This window comes from Pseudonocardia sp. KRD291 (assembly GCF_019263595.1).
Classification (GTDB): domain Bacteria; phylum Actinomycetota; class Actinomycetes; order Mycobacteriales; family Pseudonocardiaceae; genus Pseudonocardia.
Genome location: NZ_JADQDD010000153.1, coordinates 1 through 14,985, shown reverse-complemented (window position 1 = coordinate 14,985; position 14,985 = coordinate 1). Strand labels below are relative to the sequence as shown.

The following is a 14,985-nucleotide window of genomic DNA, read 5'->3' as shown; positions in this document are numbered from 1 at the left end:
GGGCCTGGGCGCCGGCGGTCTTCCACAGAGTGTGGAACAGCGCGTCCGAGTTCAGCAGCACGGACTGTTCGAACAGGCTGCCCGCGTACTGGACGGACGCGTTGCCGTCGAAGTCCTGCTTGTCGGCGGCCGGGATGATGAGCACCTCGGTCGCGAGCCCGGCCAGCGGCGACTCGGCCGCCGTGGTCAGCGCGATCACGCTCGCGCCCTGGTCACGAGCCTTCTCCGCGGCCTTCACCACGCGGCCCGTCGTGCCCGAACCCGATGCCGCCACCAGGACGTCGCCCTCGCCGATCGCGGGGGCGGTGACCTCACCGACGACGTGCGTCGAGAGCCCGAGGTGCATGAACCGCATCGCGGCCATCTGCAGGGCGAGCCCGCTGCGCCCGGTCCCGAGGGTGAACACCTTCTGCGCGTCGAGCAGCAGTTCCCCGGCACGCGTCCAGGCCTCGGGCTCGACCGCGGCACTCACCCTCTCCACCTCCCCGACGACCGTACGGGTGGCGTCCGAGAAGGTGCCGGCGTCCAGCTTCTTCGATGTCGACTGCGTCAACGAAATCTCCCTATCTGGTGATCGAGGCGGTGGGTCATCCCCGCCGCGCGGACTTCACACTGCGCCGCGCCGCGTCGACCACGGCCTCGGTGGTGATGCCGAACTCCCTGAACAGGGTCGTGAAGTCCGCCGAGGCGCCGAAGTGCTCCAGCGACACGATCTCGCCGGCGTCGCCGGCCAACCGGTGCCACGGCTGCGCCACGCCCGCTTCGACGACCACCCTGGCCCGCACCGCAGGCGGCAGCACCTCGTCCCGGTAGGACCGGTCCTGCCGGTCGAACCACTCCACGCACGGCATCGACACCACCCGGGTCGCGATCCCGTCGGACTCGAGGATCGTCCTGGCCTCCACGGCCAGCTGGACCTCGGAGCCGGTGCCGACCAGCACCACCTCGGGACTCCCCGAGGACGCCTCGGCGAGCACGTACCCGCCACGGGCGACGCCCTCGGCGGACGTGCCCGCAAGCGTCGGCACGTTCTGGCGGGTGAGCGCCAGGCCGGCCGGGCCGCCGGTGTCCTCCAGCACGGCCTTCCAGGCGTGCGCGGTCTCGTTCGCGTCCGCCGGACGCACCACGGACATGCCGGGGATCGCGCGCAGCGTGGCCAGCTGCTCGACGGGCTGGTGGGTCGGGCCGTCCTCGCCGAGGCCGATCGAGTCGTGCGTCCACACGTAGACGACCGGCAGCTTCATCAGCGCCGCCAGGCGCACCGCGGGGCGCATGTAGTCGCTGAAGATGAGGAAGGTGCCACCGTAGGGCCGTGTCCCACCGTGCAGCGCGATGCCGTTGAGGATCGACCCCATCGCGTGCTCACGGATGCCGAAGTGCAGCGTGCGACCGTACGGCTGGGCCGTCCAGGCTGCGGTGGAGATCTCGGCCGGGCCGAAGGAGTCCGCGCCCTTGATCGTGGTGTTGTTGCTCTCGGCCAGGTCGGCCGACCCGCCCCACAGCTCGGGCAGCACCTCGCCCAGCGCGGCCAGTACCGCGGCCGACGCCTTGCGCGTGGCGACTCCTCCGCCGTCCACTCCCCAGGTGGGCAGGTTGTCGGACCACCCCGCCGGGAGCTCGCGGTTGCCGAGGCGATCCAGCAGCTTCTTGCGCGCCGGGTTGGCCTGCGCCCAGGCGTCGAACTCGAGCTGCCACTTCTCGTGGTCGGCCCGGCCCCGCTCGGCCACCTCGCGGGTGTGGCGCAGGACGTCGTCGTCGACCTGGAAGCTCTGGTCGGGATCGAGGCCGACGGCGCGCTTCACCGCGACGATCTCCTCGGCGCCCAGCGCGGCGCCGTGAGCCTTGCCGGTGTTCATCAGGTTCGGTGCCGGGAAGCCGATCACGGTGCGCAGCACGATCAGGGTCGGGCGTGTGGTCTCGGCCCTGCCCTGCTCGACCGCCTCCAGGAACGCGGAGACGTTCTCGCCGCCGTCGACCGTGACGACGTGCCAGCCGTAGGCGCGGTAGCGCATCGCGGTGTCCTCGGACAGAGCGATGGCGGTGTCGTCCTCGATCGAGATCTCGTTGGCGTCGTAGATCACGGTGAGGTTGCCCAGCTGCTGCGTGCCGGCCAGGGACGACGCCTCGGAGGTGACGCCCTCCTCGATGTCGCCGTCGGAGGCGATCGCGTAGATCTGGTGGTCGAACACGCTGGTGCCCGGCTCGGTGTCCGGGTCGAACAGCCCACGCTCGCGACGGGCGGCCATCGCCATCCCGACCGCGTTGGCCAGGCCCTGGCCGAGCGGGCCGGTGGTGGTCTCCACGCCGTCGGTGTGCCCGTACTCGGGGTGGCCCGGCGTCAGGGAACCCCACGTGCGCAGGGCCTTCAGGTCGTCGAGTTCGAGGCCGTAACCGGAGAGGAACAGCTGGATGTAGAGAGTGAGGCTGGAATGCCCGGCGGAGAGCACGAACCGGTCCCGCCCGAGCCACCGCGGGTCGCCGGGATCGTGCCGCATGACGCGCTGGAACAGCGCGTAGGCGACCGGCGCGAGGCTCATGGCCGTGCCGGGGTGTCCGCTCCCGCACTGCTCGACCGCGTCCGCGGCCAGCACGCGGGCGGTGTCGACCGCGCGCCGGTCCACATCGGACCAGTCCTCGGGGAGTCGCCGGGTGGTCAGGCGAACGACCTCGTCAGCGGATTGGTGTGGTGCCATGAACGGGCAGTCCTTAGTCTCGCCGGGCGGGTGGACGGATCAGCGGGTGGCGCGCTTCTTGAGCTCGGCCGCGGCGGCACCGGGGTCGGGGGCGCCGTAGATCGCCCCGCCCGCCACCGCGACCACGGCACCGGCGTCGCGCACCGAGGCGATCGTGTCCGCCTTCACCCCGCCGGCGATCGAGAACGGAACCCCGGCCAGCCGCCCGTCCTCGAGCAGCTGCTCGATCGAGTACCCCGGACGCGCCTGCTCGTCGAGACCCGCGTGGATCTCCACGAAGTCCACACCCAGCTTCGCGACCTCCTGGATCCGGGAGACCCGCTCATCCACGACACTGATCATGTCCGCCACGACCTGCTTGCCGAACTTCTTCCCCGCCGCGACAGCACCACGGATCGTGTCGTCATCGGCGGCACCCATCACCGTCACCAGATCCGCGCCCGCCTCGAACGCCAGCGTCGCCTCCAGCTCACCGGCATCAGCGGTCTTCAGATCCGCGAACACCTGCTTGTCCGGGTGCGCCGCCTTGATCGCGGTCACCGCCGCGATCCCCGCCGACTTCACCAACGGCGTCCCCAGCTCCAGGATGTCCACGTGCTCGGCCACCTGCTTCGCCAGGGTCAACGCCGACGGAAGGTCCAGCACATCCAACGCCACCTGCAACTTCACAACAATCTCCTCATCGCCACGAGCACGTCCAAGTCCCGACAACCATCACCGACCCCACCAAAAACCGGCAACACCCCAGCACATCCGGAAAAACAATCCCCCGATACACACCACGAATAGCCACCGGAAACCCCGAAGCCGGCCACCGGCCGCTCGTGGCGGGCTGGTCGCCGTTCGTCCGTGGTGCGGCCCCGGTCGTGCGTGATCGGTTGCCAGGGCGCGGCGTGGGTGAAGAAGGTGGCGAAGAGGAGAACGACCGGGGTCGAGCTGCGGGACGACGCCATGAAGTGGGGGAACGCCCGCGCCGACCCCGAATTCGCGTGGTCCTGCGCCGCGATCGCGGTCGCCGAAAAAGGTGATCAGTGCCGGTCGAGCCGGCGTGGAGGGAAAAGTATGGACGCCTGGCCCGCGGATGAGTTCGAAGCGCGGCTGCGGTCGATCGGGGAAAAGCGGTACCACCATCTGCATCCGTTCAACGAACGGATGCACGCGGGGTCGCTGACCGAAGAGGAGTTCCGGGGGTGGGTGCGGAACCGCTTCTACTACCAGGTGAACCTGCCGGTGAAGGACGCGTTCATCCTGACCAAGCTCCCGGGCCGGGACGACCGGCGCCGGTGGATCCAGCGCATCATCGACCACGACGGTCGCACCGGCGACGAGGGTGGCCTCGAGAAGTGGGTCCGCCTCGGCGACGCCGTCGGCCTGACCCGCGAGCAGCTGTTCGACAACGACACCGTGCTGCCCGGCGTGCGGTTCGCGGTGGACGCCTACGTGGACTTCTGCCGCCGGCAACCCTGGCTGGAGTCGGTGGCGTCGGCGCTGACCGAGCTGTTCGCGCCGGATCTGCTCAGCAGGCGGGTCGCCGACGTCCGGCGCCACTACCCGTGGATCGCGACCGAAGGCCTGGAGTACTTCCGGGCGAGGCTCACCCAGCAGCCCAAGGACATCGCGCACCTGCTCGAGCTGGTGCGCGACAACGCGACGTCCCGGGACCAGCAGGAGGCGTGCGCACGGGCGCTGGAGTTCAAGTGCGACGTCCTCTGGAGCCTGCTCGACGCCGTGGAACTCGAGTACGGCAAGAGCTCATGACGGCCGCCTACGAGTTGACCGCCACCCCCCGGCTGGCGACCAAGGCGATGCTCAAGCACGACCGCGTCCGGGAGGTGCAGCTGTTGCTGCTGCCCGAACGGGTCGTGCTCCTCAACACCTCCAGCGCGGCGATCCTGGGCCTGTGCGACGGCAGCCGGACCGTGCGGCAGCTGGTCGAGAAGCTCGAGCACGACTTCGAGGCGACCGACCTCGCGAACGACGTCATCTCGTTCCTCAACGACGCCAGCGGGCGAGGCTGGGTAGTGGTCACGTGAGCGGGACTCCCCAGCCGTACGGCCTGTTGGCCGAGGTCACCCACCGGTGTCCGTTGCACTGTGTCTACTGCTCGAACCCGTTGGCGCTGCTCGAACGCCAGGACGAGCTCGCCACCGACGACTGGCTGCGGGTGATCGACCAGGCGGCCGAGCTCGGTGTCGTGCAGGTCCACCTCTCGGGAGGCGAGCCCCTCGTCCGCGGTGATCTGGAGACACTGGTCGCCGAGTGCCGTCGCCTCGGCCTGTACACGAACCTGATCACCAGCGGTCTCGGGCTCACGGAGAGCCGGACGGAGTCGCTGGTCGCCGCCGGGCTCAACAGCGCCCAGCTGAGCATCCAGGGCGACGCCGCCGAGTCGACGGACCTGGTCGCGGCGAGCAAGCGGTTCGACAAGAAGGAAGCGGCGGCGCGCATCATCCGCGACGCCGGGCTGCCGTTGAACATGAACGTCGTCCTGCACCGGTTGAACCTGGCTCGGCTGAACGCGATCATCGACGTCTGCGTGCGGTGGGGCGCCGAACGGCTGGAGCTCGCCAACGCCCAGTACTACGGCTGGGCGCTGCGCAACCGCGAACAGCTGATGCCCGGCAGGGCCCAGCTGGACGACGCGGTCGGCGTCTACCGGCGCCGCAAGGCCGAGCTGGCCGAGCAGATGGAGATGCTCTGGATCCTCCCGGACTACTACGAGCCCTACCCGAAGCCGTGCATGGGTGGCTGGGCGCAGACGGCGCTGACCGTCGCCCCGGACGGCGTCGTGTACCCGTGCCCGGTGGCGGCGGAGATCACGACCATGGAGTTCGCCTCCGTGCGTGAGCACGACCTCGAATGGATCTGGACGAGATCCGCCGCCTTCGAGGCGTTCCGGGGCACGGAGTGGATGCCCGACCCGTGCCGCAGCTGCGTGCGCAAGGAGCTCGACTTCGGCGGCTGCCGCTGCCAGGCCTTCGCTCTGACCGGCGACGCGGGACGCACCGACCCGGTGTGTCAGCACTCGCCGGACCACCACCTGGTGCGCGACGCGCTCGTGCGGGCCAACCAGGACGGCGGGGCGGGCGGGCAACTCGTCCACCGCCGGCCGACGGTGTCCACACGAGGACGATGACCCCGACGCGGGACGAGGCGGCGGCACGAGAGGGCCGCCGTCTCGTCACCGCGGGCCCCGCACGCTCGTTCTGTCCACAGTAGATGATCGGGGAGTGGGCGGTCGTGCGGCGGACGCCGTGGGACCGCCCACTCGACGCGCGCCGGTGACGCGGCGGGCGGCGTGCGCCGACGGTGCGGCGACGTCGCGGGGGCCCTGGTGACCTCGGATCGAACGAACGGGGGCTCATCGACGACGAACGGTGCCTGCGGCGTCACGAAAGGGACAGTGAGCGCCGTCACCGTCCCCTTGTCCGTCACCGTCCCGTAGATGGCCCGGTACGCCCCGTTCATGCGCGCGCAGCGTGCGTTCGTATCCGGTCGCTTGACCGTGCCTGGCGTTTTGAGCAATCTCGCTGGGAGCCGTGAGCCGCCGGTTCAGTGCGAGAGGGTGAAACCAATGGTGCTTCCGTCCAAGATGCCTCAGCTCGCCGACCTCGATTTGCTGCTGTCTGTCGAGAGCTACGGCAGCGTGGGAAAGGCGGCGCAGGCACACAGCCTTTCCCAGCCGGCCGCCAGTACCCGGATCAGCGCAATGGAACGAAGGCTCGGTCTCCGGCTGCTGGAACGCTCTCCCGCCGGTTCGAAGCTCACCGAGGAAGGGGAGATGCTGGCGGAGTACGCCCGCAACGTGATGCAGGCGGCGCGGGAACTCCTGGAATTCGGCTCCCGCGCCCGGTCGTCCGAGGTGAAACGGCTCCGGGTCGCCGGCAGCCCGGCGATCTCCGAGCACCTGATTCCCGGGTGGCTGAACCGCTCCGGCTTCTCGTTCGGAGAGGCGCGGGTCGAAGTGCAGACCGGCAGCGTCGACGAGCTGCGCCAGCTGATCCTGGCGAGCCACGTCGACCTCGCGTTCATCGACGGCTGGTGTCAGGCGGGCGGCCAAGGGGGGCAACAGCATCGCGATGGCCTGGTGACCCGGTACATCTGCGACGACGAGCTGGCCGTCGTGGTCGGCTCGAGACATCCGTGGGCCGTGCGTAGTACCCCCGTGACGGCGTCGGAGCTGGCGGCGGCGCCCCTGGCGCTGCGCGAGCGCGGCTCCGGACTCCGGGAGTTCACCGACGAGCTCCTGGGAGCCGAGGGCGCCCGACAGAGCTACGTCGAGCTGCCGTCCACCGGCGCGATCAAGCAGGCGGTCGCGACCAGCCAGCGGGCGACGGTACTGAACGTCTCCACCGTGCGGGCCGAGCTCGCGGAAGGGCGGCTGCATCTGGTGGCCGTCGACCAGGAGATGCCCGCCAGGTCCATCTACGCGGCGTGGAGCGAGCGCCGGAGCCTTCCACGGTATGCGGCAGAGCTGGTGGAGATCGCCGCGTCGAAAGGGCCTCTGGTGCCCGTCATCGGGCCGGGTCAGAAATCGAGACAAACCGGCTCACGTACACGAACGAGGCCGCGACCGCGGAAAACCCTGGCGATCGACGCCCACGAGGCGATCGCCTGACTGCCGAATCCGTAGCGACTACAGGAGATCAACGACAGTGTCAGCTCTGAACAAGATCGCACAGACCCTCGTGTCCGACAGGCGCGGTATTCTTGCCGCCGACGAGAGCATCGGGACGATGTCCGCCCGGCTGGAGAGCGTCGGGGTCGAGCCGACCGCGGAGAACCGCCGGGTGTACCGGGAGTTGATCGTCACCACTCCGCGGCTCTCCGAATCGATCAGCGGCGTCATCCTCGCGGACGAGACGTTCTACCAGAAACTGAACAACGGTCGTACGTTTCCGGAGCACCTCGAGGACATCGGGATCCTCGCCGGGATCAAGGTCGACACCGGGGCGAAGCCGCTGGCGGGGGCACCGGACGAGAAGATCACCGAGGGCCTCGACGGGCTGCGGGAACGAGTCGCGGAGTACGTGCGGCTCGGCGCCACGTTCGCGAAGTGGCGCGCAGTGATCACGATCGGTGACGGGGCGCCGTCGGATCGGGCGGTGCGCGCGAACGTCCACGCGCTGGCGCGCTACGCCGGTCTCTGTCAGGAGGGCGGGCTGGTGCCCATCGTGGAACCCGAGGTGCTGATGGACGGCACCCACTCGCTGGCACGCTGCCAGCAGGTGACGACCGCCGTGCTGAAGTCGGTGTTCGAGGAGCTCGACCTGCTGGGGGTGCAGCTCGACGGCATCGTCCTCAAGCCCAACATGGTCGTGGCCGGGGTCGGCAGCGCGGAGCGACCCGCGGTGGACGACGTCGCACGGGCCACCGTGGAGGCGCTGCGGGAGACCGTGCCCGCGTCCGTACCGGGCATCGCGTTCCTCTCCGGCGGGCAGCACCCGGAGGTGGCGACGCAGCACCTCGGGGCGATGCAGAAGCTCGACCCGCTGCCCTGGGAGCTCACGTACTCGTTCGGCCGGGCGCTGGTCGGGCCGGCGCTGGAGGCGTGGCGCGGTGACGAGAACAAGTGGGCCGCCGGGCAGGAGGCGCTGTCCGGGCGTGCCGTCGCGAACGCCTCCGCACGCTGAGCCCCTGATCCCGTCGAGGGCGGCCGTACCTGGTGGCCGGCCGCCCTCGGCATCCACCGCTGCTCGTGTCCGTGCCCGTTCGAGTGGATCGAGGGTGATGAGTACTCAGGAATGGTTCACCACCGGGGTGTCCCGCGAGCCTGATCAGGCTCTCGCGCTGGAGCTCGTGCGGGTGACCGAAGCCGCCGCGATCGCGGCCGGCCGATGGGTCGGCCGCGGCGAGCCGGACAGCGGCCGGGCCGCTGCCACCGTCGCGATGCACGAGCACCTCACGTCCGTGCCCGTGCGCGGCACCGTGGTGATCGGTGAGGGCGGGCAGGACGACACCCCCGCCCTGCGCATCGGCGACGACGTCGGGTTCGGTGACGGGCCGGAGTGCGATCTCGGCATCCGAGTGGGTCACGGCGCCCTGTCCCCGGTCAAGGACGTGCCGAACTCGCTGGCGGTGATCGCGGTGGCCGAGCCCGGTGCGCTGTACGTACCGCCGCCGGCCGTCGTCGTGGAGAAGCTGGCCGTCGGCTCCGACTGTGGCGACGTCGTCGACATCACCCGGCCGGTGGCGGAGAACCTGCGCGCGGTGGCCGCGGTGAAGGGGGTGCGGGCGTCGGACCTGGTGGTCGCCGTGCTCGACCGGCCGCGGCACCGGGAGCTCATGAACGAGATCCGTGCTGCCGGGGCGCGGGTCCACGTGCTGCAGGGAGGCGACGTCGCGGGAGCGATCGCCGCGGCGCGTTCGGAGAGCTCGGTGGACGTGCTGCTGGGCACCGGGGGAGCGGAGGCCGGGGTCATCGCCGCGGCCGCCCTGTCCTGCCTGGGCGGGTCGCTCCAGGTCCGGCTGCGGTTCGCGGGCGTCGACAAGGTCCTGCACACCGGCGACCTGCTACGCGGCGGGCGCGTTCTGTTCTGCGCGACGGGGGTGACCACCAGCGAGCTGCTGCGCGGTGTCCAGAACCGCTCGGGCCGCATCAGCACGGAGTCCATGGTGCTGTGCTCGAAGCCGGACACGGTGCGGATGGTCAGGTCCGAGCACCGGTTCGCCTGACGGATCGTTCCACGTCGGTTCGCACAGGTGGCGCGAGTCGAGGATGCATCTGGGTCCACGCAACGAGGCCGAGCAGACCGGTCAGCGCGAACGTGAGGCCGAGGCCGACCACGCCCGCTGCCGCGCCGGCGAGCGACGAGCCCGCAGTCTGCCCGATGCCGAGCGCCAGGAACCCCCAGGTCACCCCGCGCGACGGCGTCTCCGGGAACAGGCGGGCGGCCCACAGGATGCACAACCCGGTCAGGGCCATGAAGCCGGCGCCGAACACACACGCCGAAACGATCGCCCCGACAGGTCCCGGCGTCGGAAGCGCCAGCAGTGCGATACCCGCCGACCAGGTCGTCCAGACGGCCAGGCCGGTGACCCGCAGACCGTGGCGTTCCACGGCGCGGCCCGCCGTGCCGCTGACCAGTCCGCCGAGGCCGATCGCGCACCAGGACCAGGTCGCGATCGTGGGGCTCAGGCCGGCCTCACCGACGCGCGATGTCGAGAACGTCCAGTAGGGCGCGCTGACCGTTCCGAGAAGTACCGCGTTCAGCAGCAGCGGAACGAGCACGGCCGGCCCCGGCCGCTCCTTCACCGGTCCTGTCGTCGCGGTGGCCGCCGATGTGCGAGGGAGCGACCGTGCCGCGACCGCCGTGACGATCACGGCGAGGACGGCGAACCCGAGCCAGACCGGTCGCCAGCCGACAGGGAGCAGCGGGGTGAACGCGGTCAGAGCGAGCCCGGCACCCGTTCCGGTGTTGGCCCACGTCTGGGCACGGGCACGCGCCTGCGTCCGAACCGTCTCGACGATCAGCTGGGCGACGCCCGGTGACACCAGTCCGGCCCCCGCTCCGGCGACGAGGATGCCGGCCGCGAAGTACACGACGTCGGGAGCCAGGGCCATGACGGCCAGTCCGACCGCCGCCGAGGTGCCCGCGACGAGCGTCGTCGTGCGGGCAGAGCGTGCCGACGCGGCGGGAGCGATGAGCAGGCCCAGGACGTACCCGACGGTCGAGACCGCGGAGAGGGCCCCGACGGCGACCGGACCGAGATCGAAGGCTGCACTGAACCGTGGAGCGAACAGGCCGTACGCATAGCGCGCAAAGCCGTAACACAACGCGATGACAGCTGCACCGATCATGGCCGTCGCCCACCAGATCCGGGGGGCGTCCGGTGACGCCGGGGGGCCATCGGGTCTCGTGTCCATGACCCGATACTAAACAGACCGGTCTGTTTGACATAGTGCGAGCTGTGCCGTGGCTGGTGGCACAGGTGCTGCTGGTAGCGTCGGCCTGCGGAACTGGACCGATCGGTAGCTGAGGATCTGAGATGGCGCGTACTGCACGGGGCGGTGCCGGGGCGAAGGTGCTGGAGACGGCGTACCGGCTCTTCTACCGGGACGGCATCCACGCCGTGGGCGTCGACGCCATCGCCGCCGAGGCCGGTGTCACCAAAACCGCCCTGTACTCGAACTTCGGCTCGAAAGCGCGGCTGGTCGTGTCCTACCTGCGCGAGCGCGATCGCCTGTGGCAGGCCGAGATCGACCAGATCACCGCCTCGATCACCTCGCCGCGTGAGCGGGTGCTCGCGGTGTTCGACGCCTATGAGGAGTGGTTGTCCCGTGACCGGTTCCGGGGCTGCGCCTTCGCCAACGCGGCCGCGGAGCTGCCCCGGTCCGACGACCCGGCCCGCGAGGTCGTGCGGCACCACAAGAGTGCGGTGCGCAGTTTCCTGAGAAGGCAGGTGGAGCTCCTACCGGAGTCCGGTCCGGAGCTTCCTGCCCGACTGATGATCCTCCTCGAAGGTGCCGCCGTCACCTCCACCGTCGAACAGGGTGCAGAGCCCTTCCGAGTCGCCCGCCGGCTTGCCGAGTCGCTTCTGCCACTGGAGGCGCCGGAGCCGTCGGACGCCTGAAGACATGCCGGATGTGCCTGCTACTCGGGAGCGTCATCTCGGTGCGGCGCCGATCTGCGAGCACCCGGGTTGTCAGTCGCCGGGGGCGGCGATGATGTAGTCCTCGGGCGGCGCGGACCCGTCCAGGTGCAGGTCGATGATCTCCCGGACCCCGGCGGCGATCCGCTGCTGCGCCTCGATCGTCATGCCGGAGTAGTGGATGGTCAGCGCGTGTCGCGGCATGTCCCGCCAGGGGTGGTCGGCCGGAGCCGGCTGGGGGTACCAGGTGTCTCCGGCGTAGCCGCCGAGGCGGCCGGACTCGCAGGCCTCGCGCAGGGCGTCGGTGTCGACGATCGCGCCGCGGGCGGTGTTGACCAGCCAGGCGCCCTGCTTCATGGTCGCGATCCGGTCGGCGTCGAACAGGGCCTTGCTGCCCTCCATCAGCGGGAGGGCGGCGCACACGACGTCGGACTGCGAGATCAGGTCGTCGAGGCGGGAGTAGCGGACGCCGAGGACGGACTCGTCGGCGGGGCTGCGGCGGTGCCGGGCGTGGTAGAGCATCGTCACGTCGAAGGGCTTGAGCCGCAGCGCGGTGCGGGCGCCGATCGCGCCGAGGCCGATGATCCCGACCGTCTTGCCCTCGAGGTCGTGGGCCTCCTGGGCGGCGTCGGCGACGTCCCATCGGCCGTCGAGGACCTGCTGGTGGGCGGGGACGAAGTTGCGGACCAGCGCCAGGATCTGCAGCACGTTGTGCTCGGCGACGCTGACCACGTTGGAGCCGGTGACCTCGGCGACGGTAATGCCGCGCTCGGTGGCCGCGTCGGCGTCGACGTGGTCGGAGCCGACGCCGGCGGTGATCACGAGCTTGAGGTTCGCGGCCTTCTCGATCCGCTCGCGCCCGAGGTAGAGGGGCCAGAACGGGGTGGTGACGACGACCTCGGCGTCGGTGAGCTGCGCGTCGAGCTCGTCGCCGGTGTCGCTGGTGGTGACGAGCTCGTGGCCCTGCTCGGCCAGATGCTCGCCGAGGTCCAGGCCGCGCTCGGTGCTGGCCAGGACGTCGGGGTGCCGGTCGGGGTGCTTGTCGGGGTACAGGACGGCGACAACCTTCATGCGATCTCCTCCGTGGCGGACGGGAACTCCCTGTTCCGCTACCCGGAGGGATGGCGACGAACCGTCGGCCTGCGTGCCCGTTCGGCGGGCGGGTCACGCCGGGCGGGTCACGGCGGGCGGTCCCGGTCGGGACCCGGCAAGGTCTGGGCCGGGCCCGCCAAGGTTATTCGGCCTCGACGCCTGTGTGGTCAACCGTCGAAGCCTTGGGCGACACGGCCCCGGGACCATGAGCACCCCACGGGAGAGCGTACGGCCGCGGCTGGGGGTACATCAACTCCTGTTCGCCCAGGTCCGTGCTCCGCCGGGCGTGGGCCCACGTAGGCTTCGCCGAAAGCGGTCGAGCACACGGCCGCCGACCGGACACGGGCCGCAGGCTCAACCCTGCGCGCACGCGGCACCGCGGTCGGCGCGCCCCTCTCGCTCTCCGCCGGAGCGCGACCCCGTGCGTCGATCCGGCCCTGCCGTATCGGTAGCCGTCTCGCGCGAGCGCCGAACCCCGTGTCGCTGACGACGCGCCAGGTGGGGACCCGCATGCAGGCCGAACAGTCCGACGAGCTCGTCATCGCTCTGCGCAACGCCGCGCGTGACCTGATCGCGCACCGCAGCATCACCGACCTCGAGCAGACGCTCGACCAGATCGTCGCGGCCGCCGTGGAGACCGTGCCCGGTGTCGACGCCGGCGGGGTCTCGATGACCGAGAGCAAGCACGTCACCTCGCGCAGCCCCACCACCGGCGACGTCCGCGCGCTCGACGAACTGCAGTCCGAGCTCCGTGAGGGCCCCTGCGTCACCGCGGCCGAGCAACCGCCGGAGGACGGGGTCGTCCTCGTCCGGGACCTGGCCGACGGCCCGGATGCCGCGCGCTGGCCACGGTTCGCTCCGCGGGCGGTGGAGCTGGGATTCCGGTCGATGATGTCCACGCACCTGTCCGCGAACGGCCCCCGCAACGCCGCGCTCAACCTCTACTCCCGCACCCCGGGTGTGTTCGACGCGTCCGCCCGGACGGTGGCCGGACTCTTCGGAGCGCAGGCGGCGCTGCTGCTCTACGGCGCCGAGCACGCGTCCCAGATGGCCCAGGCGCTGGGCACGCGGGACCTGATCGGGCAGGCCAAGGGCATCCTGATGGAACGCTTCCGGGTCGACGACGACCGCGCCTTCCAGATGCTGGTGCGCTCGTCGCAGGACACCAACCTCAAGCTCGTCGAGGTGGCCCGCTGGCTGACCTCCAGCGCCGACCAGGGGGGTGCCGTCGACGCCCGTCCGGACCCGGAGGACCGGAGGTGAACGGACGCGGCGCACGTCCGGGCCTCAGGCGGTGACCTCACCGGGGGCTCCGAAGCGGGCCCAGTCGTCCGGGGCCACCGGGTCGGTCGCCGCCTCAGGGACGAGCCCGGTGTCGAACAGCACCAGGCCGTCGTTCCCCGTCCTCCGTCATGACCGCGTGACGATCGGGTACCCGGAGGCCATGAGCGACGAACTCGAGTTCTTCTTCGACCCGATCTGCCCCTTCTGCTGGGTCACCTCCCGCTGGGTGGTCGAGGTCGCCCGGCAGCGTCCGCTCGAGGTCACCTGGCGTCCGCTGTCGCTGGCGATCCTGAACGAGGAGATCAGCTACGAGGAGCGCAGGAAGGCGTCCCCGGAGTACCCGGACAGCCACCTGCGCGGGCTGGAGATGCTGCGGGTGGTGCACGCCGCCCGCGAGTCGGCCGGGCCGGGCTGCGTCGGCGACCTCTACACCGCGTTCGGGGAGCTGGTGTGGAACTCCGGGCCGCCGGAGGGCGACGACTTCGACGCGGTCATGCACGAGATGGCGCGCCGGCGTGACCTCACCGGTGCGCTGCAGCGGGTCGGGCTGCCGGTCGAGCTGGCCGACGCCGCCGACGACGGGAGCCGCGACGACGACCTGCGCGCGGAGGCCGAGGAGGCGACCCGCCGCTGCGGTGGCGGTGTGGGCACGCCGATCCTGTCGTTCGCACCGCCGGACGGGCCCGGCCTGTTCGGCCCGGTGATCGACTCGGTGCCCGAGGGCGACGACGCGCTGCGACTCTGGGACGCGGTGTCGACGCTGGCGCGCTGGGGCGGGTTCGCCGAGCTCAAGCGCAGCCTGCGCTCGTTCCCGGACACCCCGCTCTCGTCCAAGCTGGCCCGCACCGGCACGCAGGTGCGCTGACCCGGCGCGCCGGCGCGGAGAAGGTCAGTTCTCGGTGAACTTGTCCTTGACGTCGCCCGCGGCGTCCTTGGCCTTCTCGCCGGCCTGCTTGGTGGCGGCCTCGACCTGGTCGGCCTGCCCGTCGCGGACGAGCTGGTCGTTGTCGGTGGCCTCGCCGGCCTTCTCCTTGACCTTGCCGACGGTCTCCTGGGCCTTGTTCTTCGCCTTGTCCGCGAGTCCCATACCGGGCTCCTTCCACAGAGGTGATGCTCGGCCCCGGGGGTGGGGCCGCTGGTACGTGTGACACCGGGCAGGCCCGGTCCTCACGCGGCCGGCCCCACCGATCTGCGTGAGGGGCGTCATGCCATCCGGGTGTGAGGAGTTGCCGGTGCCGGTGTCCTACGGGTGTCGACGTTCCGAGAGGCACTGCCGGATCGGGCGTCGCAGCGGACGGAGACCCGTCCGCGCAGCCCGTCTTCG

Annotated in this window: 15 protein-coding genes; 9 read left to right on the top strand and 6 right to left on the bottom strand. The window is 70.9% G+C overall.

Features of this window, described 5'->3' with window-relative positions:
- The 3 genes from hxlB to hxlA all read right to left on the bottom strand — a co-directional run.
- Positions 1–553: 6-phospho-3-hexuloisomerase (hxlB, locus tag I4I78_RS20100; RefSeq protein WP_218612968.1), on the bottom strand; the 553-nt coding region annotated here is incomplete at its 3' end.
- 34 nt (positions 554–587) lie between these two features.
- Positions 588–2,693: a transketolase gene (gene tkt / locus I4I78_RS20095; protein WP_218612967.1), complete on the bottom strand. Its 2,106-nt coding sequence runs from the start codon at positions 2,691–2,693 to the stop codon at positions 588–590.
- Between the two features lie 39 nt (positions 2,694–2,732).
- Positions 2,733–3,362 (bottom strand): 3-hexulose-6-phosphate synthase, encoded by a 630-nt coding sequence (gene hxlA / locus I4I78_RS20090; protein WP_218612965.1) that lies wholly within the window; start codon positions 3,360–3,362, stop codon positions 2,733–2,735.
- 393 nt (positions 3,363–3,755) lie between these two features.
- On the opposite strand from hxlA, the gene pqqC reads away from it, so the two are divergent.
- The 6 genes from pqqC to I4I78_RS20060 all read left to right on the top strand — a co-directional run bounded on the left by pqqC (position 3,756) and on the right by I4I78_RS20060 (position 9,368).
- The gene (gene pqqC, locus I4I78_RS20085; RefSeq protein WP_218612964.1) at positions 3,756–4,451 is read left to right on the top strand and encodes a pyrroloquinoline-quinone synthase PqqC; all 696 of its coding nucleotides are present in this window, start codon (positions 3,756–3,758) and stop codon (positions 4,449–4,451) included.
- Positions 4,448–4,726, top strand: a complete 279-nt coding sequence (gene pqqD / locus I4I78_RS20080; RefSeq protein WP_218612962.1) for a pyrroloquinoline quinone biosynthesis peptide chaperone PqqD — start codon at positions 4,448–4,450, stop codon at positions 4,724–4,726. Before pqqC ends, pqqD begins: the two co-directional genes overlap by 4 nt.
- The gene (gene pqqE, locus I4I78_RS20075; protein WP_218612959.1) at positions 4,723–5,829 is read left to right on the top strand and encodes a pyrroloquinoline quinone biosynthesis protein PqqE; all 1,107 of its coding nucleotides are present in this window, start codon (positions 4,723–4,725) and stop codon (positions 5,827–5,829) included. The genes pqqD and pqqE overlap by 4 nt, the downstream gene beginning before the upstream one ends.
- A 438-nt stretch (positions 5,830–6,267) precedes the next feature.
- Positions 6,268–7,311 carry a LysR family transcriptional regulator gene (locus tag I4I78_RS20070; protein ID WP_218612957.1) on the top strand — a complete coding sequence of 348 codons (1,044 nt, stop codon included), beginning with the start codon at positions 6,268–6,270 and terminating at the stop codon, positions 7,309–7,311.
- A 37-nt stretch (positions 7,312–7,348) separates the two neighbouring features.
- Complete coding sequence (locus I4I78_RS20065; protein ID WP_218612953.1) at positions 7,349–8,326, top strand: class I fructose-bisphosphate aldolase; 978 nt, start codon at positions 7,349–7,351, stop codon at positions 8,324–8,326.
- Between the two features lie 97 nt (positions 8,327–8,423).
- Positions 8,424–9,368, top strand: a complete 945-nt coding sequence (locus tag I4I78_RS20060; protein WP_218612952.1) for a fructose-bisphosphatase class II family protein — start codon at positions 8,424–8,426, stop codon at positions 9,366–9,368.
- On the opposite strand, the gene I4I78_RS20055 is transcribed toward I4I78_RS20060, so the two are convergent.
- A complete protein-coding gene (locus I4I78_RS20055) occupies positions 9,343–10,560 on the bottom strand; it encodes a YbfB/YjiJ family MFS transporter (RefSeq protein ID WP_218612951.1) in 1,218 nt (405 codons plus the stop codon). The two genes, I4I78_RS20060 and I4I78_RS20055, sit on opposite strands and share 26 nt — an antisense overlap.
- Before the next feature lie 122 nt (positions 10,561–10,682).
- On the opposite strand from I4I78_RS20055, the gene I4I78_RS20050 reads away from it, so the two are divergent.
- Entirely contained in the window at positions 10,683–11,267 is a 585-nt protein-coding gene (locus I4I78_RS20050) for a TetR/AcrR family transcriptional regulator (protein ID WP_218612950.1), read from the top strand.
- Positions 11,268–11,339: 72 nt separating this feature from the next.
- On the opposite strand, the gene I4I78_RS20045 is transcribed toward I4I78_RS20050, so the two are convergent.
- Positions 11,340–12,356 (bottom strand): NAD-dependent formate dehydrogenase, encoded by a 1,017-nt coding sequence (locus I4I78_RS20045; RefSeq protein WP_218612947.1) that lies wholly within the window; start codon positions 12,354–12,356, stop codon positions 11,340–11,342.
- 531 nt (positions 12,357–12,887) lie between these two features.
- Between I4I78_RS20045 and I4I78_RS20040 the strand changes: the two genes are divergently transcribed.
- Together I4I78_RS20040 and I4I78_RS20035 are read left to right on the top strand one after the other, a co-directional pair.
- Entirely contained in the window at positions 12,888–13,640 is a 753-nt protein-coding gene (locus tag I4I78_RS20040; protein WP_218612945.1) for a GAF and ANTAR domain-containing protein, read from the top strand.
- Positions 13,641–13,821: 181 nt separating this feature from the next.
- Positions 13,822–14,526, top strand: a complete 705-nt coding sequence (locus I4I78_RS20035; RefSeq protein WP_218612944.1) for a DsbA family protein — start codon at positions 13,822–13,824, stop codon at positions 14,524–14,526.
- Between the two features lie 24 nt (positions 14,527–14,550).
- On the opposite strand, the gene I4I78_RS20030 is transcribed toward I4I78_RS20035, so the two are convergent.
- Positions 14,551–14,748 (bottom strand): CsbD family protein, encoded by a 198-nt coding sequence (locus I4I78_RS20030; protein WP_218612943.1) that lies wholly within the window; start codon positions 14,746–14,748, stop codon positions 14,551–14,553.
- Between the last annotated feature and the right edge of the window lie 237 nt (positions 14,749–14,985).